The organism is Cylindrospermopsis raciborskii Cr2010, assembly GCF_003367075.2.
GTDB lineage: Bacteria > Cyanobacteriota > Cyanobacteriia > Cyanobacteriales > Nostocaceae > Raphidiopsis > Raphidiopsis raciborskii.
This window is the reverse complement of record NZ_CP065936.1, coordinates 3,441,650-3,458,490: the sequence shown is the minus strand read 5'-3', so window position 1 is coordinate 3,458,490 and position 16,841 is coordinate 3,441,650. Positions and strand designations below refer to the sequence as shown.

The following is a 16,841-nucleotide window of genomic DNA, read 5'->3' as shown; positions in this document are numbered from 1 at the left end:
TGGAATCGGAGCGGCGGGATTCGAACCCACGACCTCCACTACCCCAAAGTGGCGCGCTACCAAGCTGCGCTACGCCCCGTTAACTAAATTAAATCACTTTCCTTAATATATCAAAGGTGAGAAAAAAAAGCAAGGGGTTTTCAAAAAACTTTCAGAGTTGCCACGGCCTTGACTAACTCTTGGACAGCATGGTCACTCAAGTATCCTTGAACCGATCTTCCATTAGTCAGGATAAATCGCATGCTATACAGATGAGCATCTCCTTCTACTTCCATCCACACTAGATCGGATTCAGCTTCACAGGTAATTTTTTCTTCATCCATGAGTTCCGATGTCAAAACCCTGATGGTCTCCACTAGTTGGGTTAGTAAACGGCAAAAATGTTCCAGCTCTAGTTGGGTTAGTTCGACGGCCCAATCGTCACTTCCTACCAGACCATTAAATTGGGTAGAGTCTGGTTTCCAACCTATTTGCCAACCAGTTCCCCGTTTAACTACCTTTTCCATTTTCCGTAGTATTACAGCCAATCACTAGGTAACTCACCAATAATTTCTGGCTGAGTTAACTCATCAGACATTTCAATGATTGCTCTAAGCACCGGTTTCATAATGCTATCTTCGTTATTCTCAAAGTCTTCATAACGGCGACGTTTAGCACGATTAGCCACCTGCACAGTGATTCTATAACGATTTGATGCGGCGTTAATCAAATCCTCTGAGCGCTGCATAACTTGAGATTGGGTGGTCTCGAACCTGGAACGTTTGAGCATAGTTGTTTTGGGTTGAATTTTTGACGTTCGATTCACTTACTCACCAAATACTAGCACAATTATCAAAAAACGACTAAACCCACAAGATAATTGTTGGATAATTTTAATGAATTTTTTGAACACTTGTGATACCCTATTTGTGTTACAATCCTTACTTGAACCTAGGAAAAGATCATGAACGAGCTAACAAAGTCCGATCTCAGGGAACGCTTAGGCAACATAGATCAGATCCGCGACATACTAATTGGACCTCATTTGAGAGAGTATAATAACCGTCTAGAACAGCTGGAACGTGGTTTGGCATCGGTTCAGTATGAATTGCGCAATCGAGGTGAGGAAACTCGTCAAACAATCTTAGTGGAGTTAAACGCTACTGCTGATCTATTAGAAAAAAAGATTCGCAATCTAATTATTAAGGATGAGGAGGAGAAATTTAACCTCAATCAGCAAATAGATAATATTAACAAGCGCATTCTCACGGCCACCCAGGAACTACAAGATTCCGTAACAGCTGAATTAGACGAACTAGCGGAAAATGCCGATAAGCGGTTTAAATCAATACAGACAAAAGACGAGGAGGAAAAGCTAGAAATTCGTCAGCAGATTGAGCTAGTGAACAAAAGGCTAGGGGGTAACATTGAAACGGTGAAGGAAACATTTCAACAGCAGACGAAGACCTTGCAGGAAAATTTGCAGGCCACTCGGAGTAAGTTGCAGGATGAAATCACCGAGCTACGTGCCCAAACCATTGAGGAGTTGGAAAGGTACTCCTCCATATTAACTCAAGAGAAGGTTTCTAAGGATGATATGGCGGAATTGCTGTTCGAGCTAGGTCTAAGACTCCAAGGAAAGGAATTTGTTCCCGAGCTCCAGCAGGTTGCCAATTTCACAGAAGAGCTGCAAACAATTATAACTGAGTCCCCAGACCAATCTGCAACGGACTTGATACCTGAAAATCCCCCAGAAGTAACGTCAGAATCAAAACCCACGGTTTCTAGTTCTTCCCCACGCCCTAAGGTAGAAGGTTCTACTCCCCGTCGGACTAGAACCAGTCGTCTTAAGGGAGGTAATTAGCTAGGTGGGTGGTGAGAATTCGGCTAGCATCAGAGATTGTTTAGCCAGTTTTCATTTTTAAAAACAATTCCTCGTACTGGTTTATACTTTCTAAGGATAAGGGTTTTAAGAACTCGCATTTTTCTAGTAATTCCTGCTCAATTAGGAGTAAGTTTTGTATGGAATCACTTATACCCTGAACCTTAGAAGTATTGATAAAAGTAGGGGTGTTGGTTTTACCCAACATCACAATTTGTCCAGCAATGTCTGGTTGCCAACAAAAGTCAATCCATTGTGATATTAAATTATCTGTTTCCTCAGTCATTAGTGTATTTGCTGGTTGCACCCATAAATCTGCCCAAATTGCTGTTCCTGACTGGGGTATAACTGCTCTCAATTGGGGATAACGACTTAAAATAGGGATAATGTCATTTGACCAACCTACTGCTAACCATGTGTCTCCAGTAATTAGGGGTTCTAGATAGTTAGTGGAGTCATAGAATTTCACCTGCTGATTTAAACTCTCCAGTTCTATGTTTAAGTTGGGAATTTCTAGTAGATTTACTGTGTTGTAAGATCTGCCCAGTTTCTTTAAAACCAATCCAATCACCTCTCTGGGGTGATTGGGTAAAGAAATTCGAGAGCGCAAATCACTTCGCCATAAGTCACTCCAATCTCGTGGTTGCCAATTAAGGGTCTGTAACTGTTTCTGATTATATACAAGCACCGTATTTCCCCAACGATAAGGTGCGCCCCATACTTTACCTTGAGAATCCCAATTACCCTGATCATCCCGTTTCACCAACTGCTGCCATTTTTCCTGTAAGGATGACCATTGTTTACTTTTTTTTATTGGTAAGGGTCGAATTAATTTCTGCTCAATAGCTGGTTTTAACCAATAGTCTCCCAAGGTTACTAGGTCACAATGGGGTGATTTTTTCTCTCCCGGACTTTTATCTCTTGTTTCTCGCCAAGTTTGTAACTGTTTAAACAAATCATATATCTGATTTTTTGGTACGAAACTTAGTTTGACATGGGGGAGTGTTTTATCTGATTGTAATCTTTTGTTAAATTGATTGACCACATAGCCTGGTATAGAATCCTTTAAAAGCAATACCTGGAATTCTGATTGATTTTTCCCGTTACATCCTATGAGTGTTTGACCAAGCAGAATTCCACCCACATTAAATAGAAAATTCCTTCGTTTCATTTTGTTTCCCCAATTCCTGTCCCCATTTTTGCATACCAATACCAATATGATATCAGCAGTTGAATTGTTGAATAATTGTGTCAGCAAATTCAGAGCATTTTAGTGGTTCCACTGGAGGTTCCATTAGCCGTGCTAGGTCATAAGTGACTTTACCATCAGCTATGGAAGCACCTAGCCCTCTTTTGATTAAATCCGCTGCTTCCTGCCATCCCATGTATTCTAGCATCATCACTCCTGAGAGGATAACAGAACCAGGATTAATTTTGTCTAATCCTGCATGTTTTGGTGCTGTGCCATGGGTAGCTTCAAAAATGGCACAGGAGTCTCCAATGTTTGCTCCTGGACCCATTCCTAAACCACCGACAATGGCCGCAGCAGCATCGGATAAATAATCTCCGTTTAAGTTCATCGTGGCTAAAATAGAATACTCATCTGGCCGTGTCTGAATCTGCTGAAAAATGCTGTCAGCAATCCGATCATTTACCATGACTTTATCTTTCCATTGTCCATCCCCGTGGGTAGACCATATTGAATTGATTACTGTTTCTACTTCTTTGACAATTTGTGCTTTTTTCTCTGGTGTCAAATTGTCAAATCCCGGGTCAATCATTCTGGCATTTTCTTCCAGGGAAATTTGGGGATTTTTCTCCTTATTGCCTAAAATCCATGATTCCCTTTCTGTAACACACTCTGCGCGAAATTCCTGGGTCGCTAACTCATAACCCCAATCTCTAAACGCTCCCTCGGTGTATTTCATTATATTCCCTTTATGCACCAAGGTTACCTGTTGTTTTTCTTTGGGTAGTTGTAAAGCATGCTTTAGGGCACGTCTCACCAGTCTTTGGGAACCACTCCTACTAATCGGTTTGATTCCTATTCCCGCATCCAGGGGAATCTGTTTTTTGCCATGCTCTGGTGTCGCTGGTATGAGATCTTTGTTCAGGATGTTGATCAATCGCTCTCCTATTTCACTACCTTGCTTCCATTCTATCCCCAAGTAAATATCTTCCGTATTTTCCCTATAAACAATTACATCTAGTTTATCTGGACTTTTATGGGGAGAAGGAGTTCCCGCATAGTAACGACAGGGACGCACACAGGCATATAAATCAAATATTTGACGCAATGCCACGTTCAACGAACGAATTCCACCACCTATGGGGGTAGTGAGTGGACCTTTAATGGCAATACCATATTCCTTAATAGCTGTAAGAGTATCCTGAGGTAAGTACTGGTAGGTTCCATATAAATCGCATGCTTCATCTCCAGCATAGACCTTGAACCAACTAATCTTTCTTTTGCCATTGTAAGCCTTAGCCACTGCTGCATCTAGCACTTTCTCCGTAGCTGGCCAAATATCTATACCTGTTCCATCACCGCGAATAAAAGGGACAATGGGATTATCCGGAACTATGGGTTCCCCGTTCTGGAAGGTGATTTTTTCGCCGGTCGGGGGAGGGGTAATTTTTTCGTACATGGTTAACACATTCCAAAATAAGGTGAAGCTAATTTAACGCAGGAACCCATTTGTTTTGGTAATTTCATGATAGCATGAATCCATCAACGGTAAACCTTAAAAGTATGGAGTCCCAAGGAATTCTACCCCTCAAATCGGCCTGTGGTATTAGTTATGATTCTTTGGCGCAGTTGCTCGTCAAGCAAGATTTTCAGGCTGCTGACCTATTGACAATTCAACAAATGTGTGAAGTGGCGGGAACCCAAGCAGTGCGCAGAAAATGGTTATATTTCACTGAAGTGGAAAATTTTCCCATCCAGGATCTGCAAACTATTAATAGTCTTTGGTTGGCTCACTCCCAAGGCAAATTTGGTTTTTCTGTGCAGCGGGAACTTTGGTTGGGAGTAGGTAGAAATTGGGATAGGTTATGGCCTAAAATCGGCTGGAAGCAGGGTGAAAAATGGACTCGCTATCCCCATGAGTTTACCTGGGATTTGACCGCCCCTAGGGGTCATTTACCCCTATCTAACCAACTACGGGGGGTGCGAGTTATGGCCTCTCTCCTATCTCACCCCGCATGGACTTCTTCTTAGTTTTCTCCAACTGTCCACCAAGCTAGGGCGTAGTCTTGTTTTGATCGGTTAACTTGGTTTTTAAAATCTACGCGTACCTTATACTTACCACCTTCACGGATGCTGCAAAAAATATGCTCCACGTTGTCAATTTGACTTGTGGAAGAGCAATTGGAAATTTTTATGTTCTTTTCATCGTCTTTTAAGAGGTAAATATCTAAGTTATTTATTCCTTTGTCTATAAATGTTTCGTCCGTATCATATAATTGGTTTTGGTTGGTATCCTCTAGTTCTACTAGTCTGTCCCAGGTCAAGGTAATAGCTACAAAACTATCTTTTTTTAAGGGTTTTCCCAGGCTATAGTCTATTGATGAGTTGGCACTAATCCTATGATAATCCCAACCAATGGTTGGTACTTCATTACCGGGCCCCCATTGTCCCCACATAAATTGTTGGTAAGCACGAAAAACATTTAAATGACCTGAACCCATTTGGGGATCCAAGGGAATTCCCGGATTTTGATAGGCCTGGGAAACTAGCCAATCTCTATTTTGTTTATCTACTAATGTCCTGGTCATTCCCAGTCTTAGTCCATTACCATTATCTAGGATTTTCTCCGCTGAGTTTAATAGTACGGCTTTCATGACTTGATGTCTCCTGGCATCAATTCTCCAATTTACAGCCTGCTTTCTTATTTGTCTATCAGCAAATTCTTGTAACAGACCTATGGCAGCCGTTACCTGGGGCGCTGCAAAACTTGAACCAGTAGATTTATTTAATTTACCATCCGGGTTAATTAACGGAATATTTGTCCCGGGCGCTACTAAACCTACAGAACTACGCCCATCAATGTTAAATTCCTTCCCTAATAGGCGATCGCTCACTTCTTGGTTATTTCCTGCTAAATTAGAAACATGGAGTTTATCAAAAATTCCTCTCCTTGCTGATGAAAAGGCCACGTTAATGGCGTTAAAATTGTCCGTAGGAATAGAAATTCCTCCTTTACCCTGATTTCCAGCAATTACATAGGTTACATCATGCACTCGACTTGACCAGTCAACACACAAAGTTAGTAGAGCTTTACCATCTAACACCGGTTCTGGTCTAGGATCGCGATTAAGGGGTTCGCCAAAACTAAAATTAATGGCTCGTACATCCCCACCATTTTGAAGGGCAACATGTTGTGCTGACAAGCACTCCTCTGATTGACCTAAGTTACGGCTAAATCCAACAGCAGAGGAGTATAATCTTGCTTGAGGTGCCACTCCTGGAAGAGACTTGTCTTGACTAGTCATCACTCCAGCTACATTGTAGGCGTGAGTATCAACACCAAAATTAGACTGAGCGGGTGCATTCAGTGAAAATACGGCAGTTGGGGTAACGGCGCGGTTTTTAGATACGGCTTTATCCAAGCCAAATAAACCGGGACGGCCGATTTCTACCTGACCCAGGGCAATTTTACGACCGGTTAATTTATAGGGTGGTTGGTGTAAAATCAGAGCATTAATACCATTAGTTCCCAGAAAACTGCTAGATTGGAAAGATGCAAGTGCTGGTATACCTAGTGAGTAAATACCCAACACGCATACAATCAAAGTTTTCTTCATAGCTTTCAATAACCCATAATCGTGTTCACACTTACACACTACAGTAGGAATGAAGAAGTTCTACTTTTCGCCAAGGAAAAAATTCCCAATTTGTAATTGAAAGGAATTGCACCATATTCTGTTACCATACTTACAGACGAAGACGATAAAAAACCCACTAGCCATGACTCAAAACCGATCTCAAAAGCCCATAGTTATTGCTCCATCCATCCTATCAGCAAACTTTAGTCGTTTAGGCGAAGACATTCGTGCGGTAGATGCAGCAGGAGCAGATTGGATTCACGTTGATGTAATGGATGGACGTTTTGTTCCCAATATTACCATTGGTCCTCTGGTTGTGGAGGCGATTCGTCCAGTTACAACCAAACCCCTGGATGTCCACTTGATGATTGTGGAACCAGAAAAATATGTAGAAGGCTTTGCTAAAGCTGGTGCGGATATTATTTCCGTCCATGCTGAGCATAATGCTTCACCTCATCTGCATCGGACTTTAGGACAAATCAAGGAGCTAGGTAAACAAGCCGGGGTTGTGCTCAATCCTGGGACACCTTTACAACTAATCGAGTATGTACTAGAACTGTGTGATTTAGTGCTGATCATGAGTGTTAACCCTGGTTTTGGTGGACAAAGTTTTATTCCTAGCGTGGTGCCCAAAATTCGTCAATTGCGTCAGATGTGTGATGAAAAGGGTTTGGATCCTTGGATTGAGGTTGATGGTGGTTTAAAAGCTAATAATACTTGGCAGGTATTAGAAGCTGGAGCTAATGCCATTGTAGCAGGTTCAGCTGTATTTAATGCTCCTGACTATGCTCAAGCCATTGAAAATATTCGTCATAGCAAACGTCCTGTCAAGGAACTGGCCGTTTCTCTATAACGATTTGCCATCAAAGGGGATATGGTCAATTATCTAGTTGTGTCTGGTTGTAAATCAACGGCATACTGTTTGAATCTTTCTAAGTCTGCTTGGAGTGTTGATTCCACCACCCGACCTAAAAACAAATTGTCCATCAACTTACCAAGGATTCCTGGTATAGCGTAGGCGACCGTCATCTTGACAATACTACCCTCTTGATGGCGGTCATAAAAGCGAATAGCTCCCTGATTTGGTAGGCCATCAACCGATTCCCACTGAATAATTTGCTGGGAGGTAATTCGGAGGATGCGGGATTTCCAGGTGAATTCCAGACCGCCCGTGCTCAGTTTCCAAAGGGAGATGGTGGGGTCATCGGTGGAGATATTCACCGAATCAATCCATTTCATCCATTTGGGCATTTGTTGTAAATCAGACCACAATTCCCATACTAGTTCTATGGGAACTGGAACTTCTATCTGTACACTATGCTCTAACCAGTCAGCCATGGGATTTGAGTTTTGTTTGAGACTTTACATCTTAAATTTTAGACTGCCCAGATGCTAAAATTGCCTTAGCTGCTCGTTTACCGGAAATAGTCGCCCCCTCCATACTATCAATATAGTCTTGTTGCGTATAACTACCAGCTAGGAAAAAATTGCCCACAGGTGTTTTCTGATCCGGACGGTATGGATCCATCCCTGGTGCTTCTCTGTAGAGAGATTGGGCCAACTTAACTACACTGTACCAGGTCATGTTTAACTCCCTAGAAGAAGGAAACAACTCATGAACTTGCTTGAGTACATGGTGAGCGATCGCCTCATTGCTTTGTTTAATGAAGGGATCACCAGGTGTGAGAACCAGCTGCATGAGGGAACCTTGTCCGGGGCGATAATAATCTGCGGGACTGGTTAGGGCCAAATCAGCAAAACAGGAGAAGTCAGCATCAGCGGTATATAATAAATTATCTATACCGACAGCTTGATGGAGCTGGTGACGTTTTTGAGAGTCTTGTAGTTCTGTGACCCATCCATCGAACCGGAGTTGCACAGTAGCAACGGGTACTGCGTCTAATTTGTAAATATTGTCAAATTCTGACCACTTGCGCCAGGATGGGGGAAGTACGCGCTGAATTCCTGGCACATCACAAGCAAAAACATAAGCATCTGCTGTGATTAGTTCTTCCTGCTCACCCTGAGCGACCAATATACCCGTAACCTCAGCTTGGGAGTCAGACTCGGTAAATTTAATTTCTCGCACTTGACGACGGGTGTGAATTTTGGTTCCCCTATCCGTCAAATAATTAACAATAGGTTGATGTAAATATTCTTGAGGTGAACCTTCCAGCATGCGTAGAATAGAGGCTTCGGTTTTAGCTGCAAAGAACTGGAAAATTGTCAACATGCAACGGGCAGAAATATGGTCACAATCGATAAAACCCAAAGCATAAGCAATAGGATTCCACATCCGTTTGATGCTCCCTTTACTCCCTCCATGACTGTAAAACCACTCAGAAAAGCTAATCTTATCCAGATTGCGGATATCCTTCATAGCTCCTTCAAAGTCAATTAGACCTCGAACGATAGGACTAGTGCCCAGAGCAAGAGCATTTTGTAACTTATCTTGTAATGAAAGTTGGGAAGTGGTAAAAAATGCCTTTAATCCATTAAAAGGCGCACCAGTAATAAATCGAAAGTCCAAAGCTCCCGTATTTCCACCCTTATTGACAAATACGTGAGTATGTTCCTTGAGACGTAAATTATTGCCTGCTCCCACCTTTGCCATCAGCTCAAATAGATTGTAGTAGCATCCAAAAAACACATGCAGTCCCATTTCTATGTGATTGCCATCAGCATCCACCCAACTGCTGACCTTACCACCGACAAACGGGCGAGCTTCAAAAATTTCCACCTCCCAACCCGCATCAGCTAAATCTACAGCAGTAGCTAATCCAGCCAATCCTGCTCCTACAATTACAACACGCATTCCCAAAAAATTCCTTTATTGCTTAGACCCAGTTATCAGTTTCCTTTATTTACAAATTGTAACTTGAATTGAGGTCAAAAATTTGCGAAGCTATAGCAAGCACTGCATCTAAGAATTTTTATTCTAAAATAAAGTTGTTAGGTCTATTCAGACAAATTTTTTTCATGTTTTGCCACTTACGGGAACAAGCTAAAACTCATTTAAACCTAACATATTTAAACTCACTAAGCTAATACTGAAATAATTTTATGACCGGTTTTAGTCCATCCACTATTCGTAGATTAAAGAAGTTGACCCAAGTACCCTGTGTATGGGAAGGAGATCGCCGTACACTTTTGTCACCAGTGGTCAGTGAAGAATTTGAATTACCAGCTGGGGAGTGCATTCTCTGGGTGGATGGTTCGGAGGGAGTGATTAGAAGTATGGAGGTAATAGGCTCAGTACAAGGAAGGGAAGCCATGGTACGTACTCTAATACAGGCGATGGAACATCCGCAAGGTGGAGATAAACGTGCCAGACCGCAAAAAATCCTCGTACGGGACAGAGAAGTTCAATTTTACCTGCGGGGGATTTTACAGGATTTGGACATTACAGTTGATTATTCACCGGAACTACCACTGATTGATCAAATTTTCCAGTCCTTTGGCGAAGCGATGGAAAGTTATGTGCCCCCTTTACCCCCAAAATACGCAGAAGACCTTACAAAGAAGGCTTACAAAATTTGGGAAATGGCCCCATGGGAATTCGTTCATCCAAATAAGATTATTTCCATAGAAATTAATAAATGGGATATAGAAAAACTCTATGTCTCAATTATGGGAGGTGCTAATTATACTTTATTGTTCTACCGTTCTGCGGAATCTCTGACAAGATTCTGGACAGATTTTTACCAGTCCTATGAAGAATCTGAGGACGATTCTTTGGAATCGGCTTTTCTCCAGCAGGATTGCCTATTTCTTACTTTTGATTCCATAGATGAGGATGATGAAGACTTGGACACAGAAGATGAAGATGATATAGATATAGGGTATTTACCATCCTCAGAAATTGAGCCCAATTTTGGCACCATCCATCCTCTGGAAGGATTAAGCCCCATTCTATACGAAGAAGAAGCGCAGATTATGTATGTTGCACTCGAAAGCGTCATCCGTTTTCTGCGTGACCATAAACGTCCCCTGTCCCAAAAGGATTTCCCAGTAATTACCCGACGCTATCGCATTTCTGTACCTGATTGTGATCAAGGCAATCAAAATGTATCTGTCAATATTTGTACTATGCCAGAAATATATTCACAGTTACATGGGATTGAAGATGCCAATTTAGTGGAAGGTGATTTCGAGCAGATAGATCAATTGCGGGATGACTTAATACCGAACGGTTGTTTACTGTCTATCGGAACCATAACCTGGAACAGCTTAACTTCCCTACCTCCTACCATTAGACATTTAGGAGGTCACCAAATTAAGACTAAATGTGACACGATACCTGTTGTCTTAGTACAAACTTCTCGTGCAAAAGCAAACACTATCATTAAAAATATTCGCGATGCAGGGGATATTACAGGGATTTGCTTTATTACTGTAGATAGTCACCAAGATGGAAAAAAATTTGACTTGAGTATCCTCCAAACACAAAATGAGGACCTGTTCTTAATTACGGAATTTTCACGCGACGATGAAAGTTATATTGCATCCCGAAAAAGATGGAACAGAGCATGTCGCCTAAATGGTGGCCATTGTGGATTAGTCATTACCAAGGGACTCTCCACCACCCGTGCTAATCCCGGAATCAATGATATTATGGCCTTCTTTGATGGAAAATGTATTACCCCTGAAGAATTAGGCATCGATTTTTCGGAAATATAAGTATTAGTTATTACTCAATACTACTGAGTCCAACAATTTTTATCCTAATCTGTGGTTTTCCGTAGTGCAGTTAGGCAACAATTGTTGTATGATTATGGTTTGGACAGTTTAACTTCATACAACCTTTATCTCCAAACTTCCAGGCGATAAAACCCGGAATTATGCAACTTTTTTGGGTATCATTTTCTACTCTTAACAAGCGGGAATTTGTGTCTGATGACTAACAAAAAATGGGCTGTTAAACGCATAACCGTCAATCTGGCAACACAAGAAGCCGAAAAACTGGAAAAATATTGTCAACAAACCGGAAGACCAGCTACAGATGTGATTCGTGAACTCATTAGGAGCTTACCCAATAATAATGAGTATAAGTCCTTAGCAATCGAAGGTCTATCCAGCTCTCACTTTTAGCCAGGTTTTGAGCAAAACAACCAAAATAATGGTACAGTTACATCAGAACTAGTTTAATTCTCAAAAAGGTCTATTTAGCTAAGGAGTTTAAATCAGATATGACACCAGTAGCTCAAACTCAACAACGCGGAATTATTCTCAGTGAAGCCGCATTACGTCAAGTAAAATCCCTCCAAGCTCAACAAGGCCAGGATCTATGCCTGAGGGTGGGAGTTCGTCAAGGCGGTTGTTCTGGAATGTCCTACATGATGGATTTTGAAGACCTCTCTAAAATTACCCCCCAGGATGACGTTTTTGATTACGATGGCTTTAAAATTGTTTGCGATCGCAAGAGTTTGTTGTATCTATATGGATTAATGCTTGACTACAGCAATGCCATGATTGGTGGAGGTTTCCAATTTACCAATCCCAATGCTTCCCAAACCTGTGGTTGTGGCAAATCCTTTGGAGTGTAATACAGGGACTCATAATTACTCATAATTACTCATAATTAATTCAACACCATGACCGTCACAGTTGAGGAACTATTTGATACGGGGTTACAGCGATATAAAGACGGTGAGTCTGCTGCAGATCTCATCCCTGTTTTTAAAGAGGTGTGCGATCGCTCACCGAAATCAGGTTCCGCATGGATATGTTTAGCCTGGTTGTATCTTTTAGAAGAGAAAGGGCAACTAGCCTACAAAGCGGCGAGTAAAGCCGTCAAGATCAACCCCCAAGATCCCCAAGGTAGGGTGAATTTAGCCCTAGCCATGTTAGAGACAGGTCAAAAGGGTTTAAGAGAACACATAATAGCTGCCCAGCAATTGATTTTCGTCAATAAAGAATGGGAAGAAGACCTGAGAAATAGTATTGAGGATGGTTTAGCTAGAAAGCCCAATTGGAACAATTTAGCTAAAGTGAAAACATGGTTATTTGACATCAGTTAAAGCATAATTCGATGAAAGAAAAAATATTAAACTGGGTCAACATAATACTAGTAGCCGACTTTTTCCTAGTGATTTTAGGATTTGGCTGGTTTACCATAGCCATTGTGGGTAATGCTTCAGGGGTGAACTTAGGATTAGACCTTTGGCACAGACTATGGATCCCCCTATTTAATCCAGCCATTGGCTTGCTAATGGGGGGAGCATTACTCAGTGGAATTAGCAGTTGGGTGAGTAAGAAATTTAGCAATTAGGGAATCAGGTCAAGATTTGCCGTAACGCGGAGGGAAGAAGGGGGTACTGATACTCAAAACCCAATGCTTGAGTACGTTGAGGTAGAACCCGTTGTCCTTCCAGAACCACCATGGCGCCCTCCCCCAAAAGTGCTTCCAGGGCGATTCCGGGTACTGGTAGCCAAGCAGGACGGTTCATGACCTGTGCCATTGTATTGCTAAGGTCTTTCATTTGCACAGGATGGGGAGCAGTGGCATTGTACACACCTTGTGCATTTGGATCAACCAAGGACTGAATGATTAGATTTACAATATCGTTGAGATGAATCCAAGAGAACCACTGATTACCACTACCAATGGGACCGCCCGCAAAAAGTTTGAAGGGAGTAATCATTTTACCTAAAGCACCACCATTACCCAGGACAATACCAAAGCGCAAAATGACCAACCGCACATCATAATTCTTCACCATTTGTGCTTGTTCTTCCCACTGTTGACAGACCTGAGCGAGAAAATCTGTACCTGTGGGGCTATTTTCATCAAAAGTAGCGGTTTGACTAGTGCCATAAAAACCAATAGCTGAAGCATTGATTAACACAGACGGTTTAGGGTTGGCTTCAGCTATCGCCTCGACAATTTTTTGGGTGCCCAACTTGCGACTATTAAGAATCTCCAGCTTGTGTTCTGGAGTCCAGCGTTGTTGTGCGATAGGTTCCCCTGCTAGGTTTACCACAGCATCACAACCAGCAATTCTATTTTGCCAGACTCCGGATACACCAGGTGTGTAAGCCAAAATTTCCACGTTGGGAAAAACCTCGGAAGGAAAAGTCCTAGCAGCGGATCTAGGATTACGACTCAACACTAATATTTGTTCACCTCTGTCATGTAGACATTGGACTAAACGACTACCGACAAATCCAGTTGCTCCAGTAACTGCTACTTTCATATAGTTTATTTTTCACATACCGATGGTGTTTTGGTTACTAATTGATTCCCATTCTACCACAATTACCTCCCCTTAATTAGCCAAACCAATTAGATGGTTCACAACCAGGATGAACTGGTTCATTCAAAATATGACTAATTACATCAGCTTTAGCTTGGATAATAGCAAAAACTCCCTGGTGGACTAAATTTTGCAGATGTAGTTGCTGCTCTAAAGAGTTACCTGATAAATGTCTATTAAATAATCTATTGTCACTATCTTCCTCTTCATTACCTACCGGCAAAATTTGGTCTTGATTAATCGTAGGATTAATACCTGGGAGATGATTCATCACGAAAACAATCAATTCCTGACGTAAATCACTAATTTGGAAAACTTGCTGATAGGGACTGTATGGGTACGTGCGCAAAATGCTTTCAATTTCCCCAATTACCAGTTCCTGTGTTAACTTAATCACAGTCTTCATAACTTTTGCACTCCATTTTATTAAAACGCCAAATTATCTATATTTATAATTATTTGTCATTTCACAAGAATATGCTAAGAAACTACACAAAACTAAGTATAAACATTAGGGATCAATTTTATAAAGGAAAAATAGGCAATAGGGGGGAGGGAATGGGCAGTTGATAGACAAACTTTTCGAGATATGTTACTATTGGTACAATCCGGTGGAAATCCATCAAGGAAGTAGAATATCAAAAAACCAAGTTAAACATGGGATAAGGAGGAAAAAAAATTGGATGAACTGAGGACAGTTCTGGAGTTGGCGACCCACGAAGAACTGCAAGACATCACCGCAATTCTGTTCAGTCGTAAATTTAACCCCTTAGATTACGTTCATACCCCGGAACCTGTTATGGTACAAAGCCAAAATCGTCAGGCCTGGTTAGATACTTTAGAGAGTAGATTTCGATTTTTAGCAGCTGATGGAATCACAGTATTGCGTAAGCGTACTGACAAAGTAACATATAGGCAAGCCCTAATCCAAGTTTGTAGACATTTAAAAATATCCTATTATGAAGAATTATCAACCGTTGATTTAGAAGCAGAAGTATTTTTGCATCTTCTAGGAAAAGTTTGGAGAAAATTACCACGACAACAACGGCAAAAAATCTCCTCTCGGATACAATCCCAACTACTAACATCAGATTTACCCAATTCGGTGTTACAATTGTTGCCTACAGATTCTCTAGGATTGATTTTCAAAGCTGGTAGTGCAGTAGCGGTTACTTCCGTGATTCAACCATATTTACTCAAACAAATTGCTTGTCAGTTTGCCACCCATTTAGCCACCTATCAGGTAGCCAAGCAAGCTACCATTGTTGGCACAGAAATGGCCAGTCGACAAATTAAAAACTATGTTACCGCCCAAATGGCCCGACGGGGAATGACCCTCAGTGCTGCTCGTTATGGTGCGGTACGCACGGTTTTTTCCATCGTAGGACCTGTAATGTGGGCCTGGTTTCTAGCAGACTTGGGTTGGCGGACAATTTCTACTAACTATGGTCGTATTATTCCCACTATTTTCACCCTTGCTCAAATTCGTCTCACTCGCACAGAATGTTGGCAGCCAACTTAAAACAAATTCAACAGTTTTTTGTCCATCCCCATTCTAGTCTACAACTACCATGGAATAGTTTGTTGCTGGGGTTACTGATTCTCCCCATTAATCCATTTTTTGGGGCCATAGCCATTTGTTGGGCATCCTATAAGACCTGGAGCAAAAAATACTCCAGTATTAAACACAAAACCTTGAATCATTTATTGGTAATTTTAAGTTTTTGGTTTTTAATTACTACGGGATTTACAGTATTTGCTAAGGATCAACCAGATACTCTTTTAGGATTATTCAATTTCTTGCCATATTTTGTGGTGTTCGCTGGATTAACTCCTTTAATCACCAGGGTTAGTGAATTACGTCAATTAACTTGGATTATTGTATGTAGTTCTTTACCTGTGGTGATGATTGGTTTCGCACAACTGTTTTTAGGTTGGCATGCAAGATGGCAATTTCTATCAGTGGTGATTAATTTGACAATTTACCCTGGGGGAGAACCCTTGGGAAGAATGTCCTCCGTATTCATGCACGCCAATACTCTAGCAGCTTATCTGATTACCGTATTGATTCTGGGCTTGGGTTTATGGTTAGAAAATTATCAAAAGATCCGCAAAAAAGCAGATCCCCTAGGGTTTATATTTTTAAGTGTAGTGATCATTGCTAACTTTTTAGCTTTGATTTTAACCAGCTCTCGCAATGGGTGGGGAATAGCAGTTGTGGCTTGTATTGCCTATTCTCTTTATAAACGTTGGCGACTAATTGTAGCTGGAATAACGGGGGTAACTGCCAGTATTATGTTAGCAGCCTTTGCAACTGAGAGAATCGCTTCCGTTTTTCGTAGTTTCATTCCCTATTTCATCTGGGCGCGATTAAATGATCAAATGTATCCTGACAGACCCCTGGCATTAATGCGTAAAACCCAGTGGCAGTTTGCTTGGGATTTGACCCTACAACAACCCTTAACCGGTTGGGGTCTACGCAGTTTTCCTCACCTTTATGAGCAAAAAATGGGTGTTGGTATTAACCATCCTCACAATCTGTTTTTAATGCTATCAGCAGAAACTGGTTTAATTACTACCTGCTTGTTTTTTGTCTTTTTGGCTTGGATACTAATTTCTGCTATTAAAATTTGGTATAAGTCCTCTTTACCAAAAGAAAATAGATTGGTCTTTTTGAGTTACCTATTAGCTTTTATAGGCTGGATAATTTTTAACATGGTAGATGTGACTACTTTTGACCTGATATTAAGTGCCCTATTCTGGGTAATTTTAGCAGCTTTATATGGTGTAGCTCATCGCTATGAAGGTTCCCATCATTAACTCCAACATGGAATTTTTGCGTAAATTCCAGATTTTATCCTATTCTATGGGATATCAGCAATTACAATTTTATGTTT

18 protein-coding genes, 1 tRNA gene and 1 pseudogene are annotated in these 16,841 nt (G+C 41.3%); 10 read left to right on the top strand and 10 right to left on the bottom strand.

Going from position 1 to position 16,841, the window contains the following annotated elements:
- Positions 1 to 5: 5 nt before the first annotated feature.
- From C6N34_RS15655 to C6N34_RS15645, 3 genes are all read right to left on the bottom strand, one after another.
- A tRNA-Pro gene (locus C6N34_RS15655) sits at positions 6 to 79 on the bottom strand.
- Between the two features lie 61 nt (positions 80 to 140).
- Entirely contained in the window at positions 141 to 506 is a 366-nt protein-coding gene (locus C6N34_RS15650) for a DUF1818 family protein (protein WP_006276642.1), read from the bottom strand.
- An 11-nt stretch (positions 507 to 517) separates the two neighbouring features.
- Positions 518 to 769, bottom strand: a complete 252-nt coding sequence (locus tag C6N34_RS15645) for a DNA-directed RNA polymerase subunit omega (RefSeq protein ID WP_040008574.1) — start codon at positions 767 to 769, stop codon at positions 518 to 520.
- 174 nt (positions 770 to 943) lie between these two features.
- On the opposite strand from C6N34_RS15645, the gene C6N34_RS15640 reads away from it, so the two are divergent.
- Positions 944 to 1,843 (top strand): hypothetical protein, encoded by a 900-nt coding sequence (locus tag C6N34_RS15640; protein ID WP_057178189.1) that lies wholly within the window; start codon positions 944 to 946, stop codon positions 1,841 to 1,843.
- Positions 1,844 to 1,883: 40 nt separating this feature from the next.
- Here the strand turns inward: C6N34_RS15640 and C6N34_RS15635 are convergent, their stop codons facing one another.
- Entirely contained in the window at positions 1,884 to 3,032 is a 1,149-nt protein-coding gene (locus C6N34_RS15635) for an extracellular solute-binding protein (protein ID WP_115538522.1), read from the bottom strand.
- A gap of 52 nt (positions 3,033 to 3,084) precedes the next feature.
- On the bottom strand, positions 3,085 to 4,509 hold the full coding sequence (locus tag C6N34_RS15630) for an NADP-dependent isocitrate dehydrogenase (RefSeq protein WP_057178187.1): 1,425 nt from the start codon (positions 4,507 to 4,509) through the stop codon (positions 3,085 to 3,087).
- 113 nt (positions 4,510 to 4,622) lie between these two features.
- Between C6N34_RS15630 and C6N34_RS15625 the strand changes: the two are divergent.
- Positions 4,623 to 5,081: pseudogene (locus C6N34_RS15625) on the top strand (GUN4 domain-containing protein); the annotation flags it as partial.
- On the opposite strand, the gene C6N34_RS15620 reads toward C6N34_RS15625, so the two are convergent.
- Entirely contained in the window at positions 5,078 to 6,667 is a 1,590-nt protein-coding gene (locus C6N34_RS15620) for a S8 family serine peptidase (protein WP_057178186.1), read from the bottom strand. The pseudogene C6N34_RS15625 and the gene C6N34_RS15620 sit on opposite strands and share 4 nt — an antisense overlap.
- A gap of 163 nt (positions 6,668 to 6,830) precedes the next feature.
- On the opposite strand from C6N34_RS15620, the gene rpe reads away from it, so the two are divergent.
- Positions 6,831 to 7,541 carry a ribulose-phosphate 3-epimerase gene (gene rpe, locus C6N34_RS15615; protein ID WP_006276635.1) on the top strand — a complete coding sequence of 237 codons (711 nt, stop codon included), beginning with the start codon at positions 6,831 to 6,833 and terminating at the stop codon, positions 7,539 to 7,541.
- A gap of 29 nt (positions 7,542 to 7,570) precedes the next feature.
- On the opposite strand, the gene C6N34_RS15610 is transcribed toward rpe, so the two are convergent.
- Both C6N34_RS15610 and zds read right to left on the bottom strand, forming a co-directional pair.
- A complete protein-coding gene (locus tag C6N34_RS15610; protein WP_006276634.1) occupies positions 7,571 to 8,026 on the bottom strand; it encodes an SRPBCC family protein in 456 nt (151 codons plus the stop codon).
- Between the two features lie 31 nt (positions 8,027 to 8,057).
- Positions 8,058 to 9,503, bottom strand: a complete 1,446-nt coding sequence (zds, locus tag C6N34_RS15605) for a 9,9'-di-cis-zeta-carotene desaturase (RefSeq protein WP_115538521.1) — start codon at positions 9,501 to 9,503, stop codon at positions 8,058 to 8,060.
- Between the two features lie 248 nt (positions 9,504 to 9,751).
- Between zds and C6N34_RS15600 the strand changes: the two genes are divergently transcribed.
- From C6N34_RS15600 to C6N34_RS15580, 5 genes are all read left to right on the top strand, one after another.
- Positions 9,752 to 11,368 carry a DUF6930 domain-containing protein gene (locus C6N34_RS15600; RefSeq protein ID WP_115538520.1) on the top strand — a complete coding sequence of 539 codons (1,617 nt, stop codon included), beginning with the start codon at positions 9,752 to 9,754 and terminating at the stop codon, positions 11,366 to 11,368.
- 216 nt (positions 11,369 to 11,584) lie between these two features.
- Entirely contained in the window at positions 11,585 to 11,779 is a 195-nt protein-coding gene (locus C6N34_RS15595; RefSeq protein ID WP_115538519.1) for a ribbon-helix-helix domain-containing protein, read from the top strand.
- A 98-nt stretch (positions 11,780 to 11,877) separates the two neighbouring features.
- The gene (locus tag C6N34_RS15590; RefSeq protein WP_115538518.1) at positions 11,878 to 12,234 is read left to right on the top strand and encodes an iron-sulfur cluster assembly accessory protein; all 357 of its coding nucleotides are present in this window, start codon (positions 11,878 to 11,880) and stop codon (positions 12,232 to 12,234) included.
- 48 nt (positions 12,235 to 12,282) lie between these two features.
- Positions 12,283 to 12,708 carry a tetratricopeptide repeat protein gene (locus C6N34_RS15585; protein ID WP_057178182.1) on the top strand — a complete coding sequence of 142 codons (426 nt, stop codon included), beginning with the start codon at positions 12,283 to 12,285 and terminating at the stop codon, positions 12,706 to 12,708.
- Positions 12,709 to 12,719: 11 nt separating this feature from the next.
- Positions 12,720 to 12,959 (top strand): hypothetical protein, encoded by a 240-nt coding sequence (locus tag C6N34_RS15580; RefSeq protein ID WP_057178181.1) that lies wholly within the window; start codon positions 12,720 to 12,722, stop codon positions 12,957 to 12,959.
- 4 nt (positions 12,960 to 12,963) lie between these two features.
- On the opposite strand, the gene thyD is transcribed toward C6N34_RS15580, so the two are convergent.
- Positions 12,964 to 13,884, bottom strand: coding sequence for a thylakoid membrane protein ThyD (gene thyD, locus C6N34_RS15575; RefSeq protein WP_006276627.1), 921 nt, complete (start codon positions 13,882 to 13,884; stop codon positions 12,964 to 12,966).
- A gap of 76 nt (positions 13,885 to 13,960) precedes the next feature.
- Positions 13,961 to 14,350: a hypothetical protein gene (locus tag C6N34_RS15570; RefSeq protein ID WP_006276626.1), complete on the bottom strand. Its 390-nt coding sequence runs from the start codon at positions 14,348 to 14,350 to the stop codon at positions 13,961 to 13,963.
- A 273-nt stretch (positions 14,351 to 14,623) separates the two neighbouring features.
- Between C6N34_RS15570 and C6N34_RS15565 the strand changes: the two genes are divergently transcribed.
- Together C6N34_RS15565 and C6N34_RS15560 are read left to right on the top strand one after the other, a co-directional pair.
- A complete protein-coding gene (locus tag C6N34_RS15565; RefSeq protein ID WP_115538517.1) occupies positions 14,624 to 15,466 on the top strand; it encodes a YaaW family protein in 843 nt (280 codons plus the stop codon).
- Complete coding sequence (locus C6N34_RS15560) at positions 15,448 to 16,764, top strand: O-antigen ligase family protein (RefSeq protein ID WP_057178179.1); 1,317 nt, start codon at positions 15,448 to 15,450, stop codon at positions 16,762 to 16,764. Before C6N34_RS15565 ends, C6N34_RS15560 begins: the two co-directional genes overlap by 19 nt.
- The last annotated feature ends 77 nt before the right edge of the window (positions 16,765 to 16,841 follow it).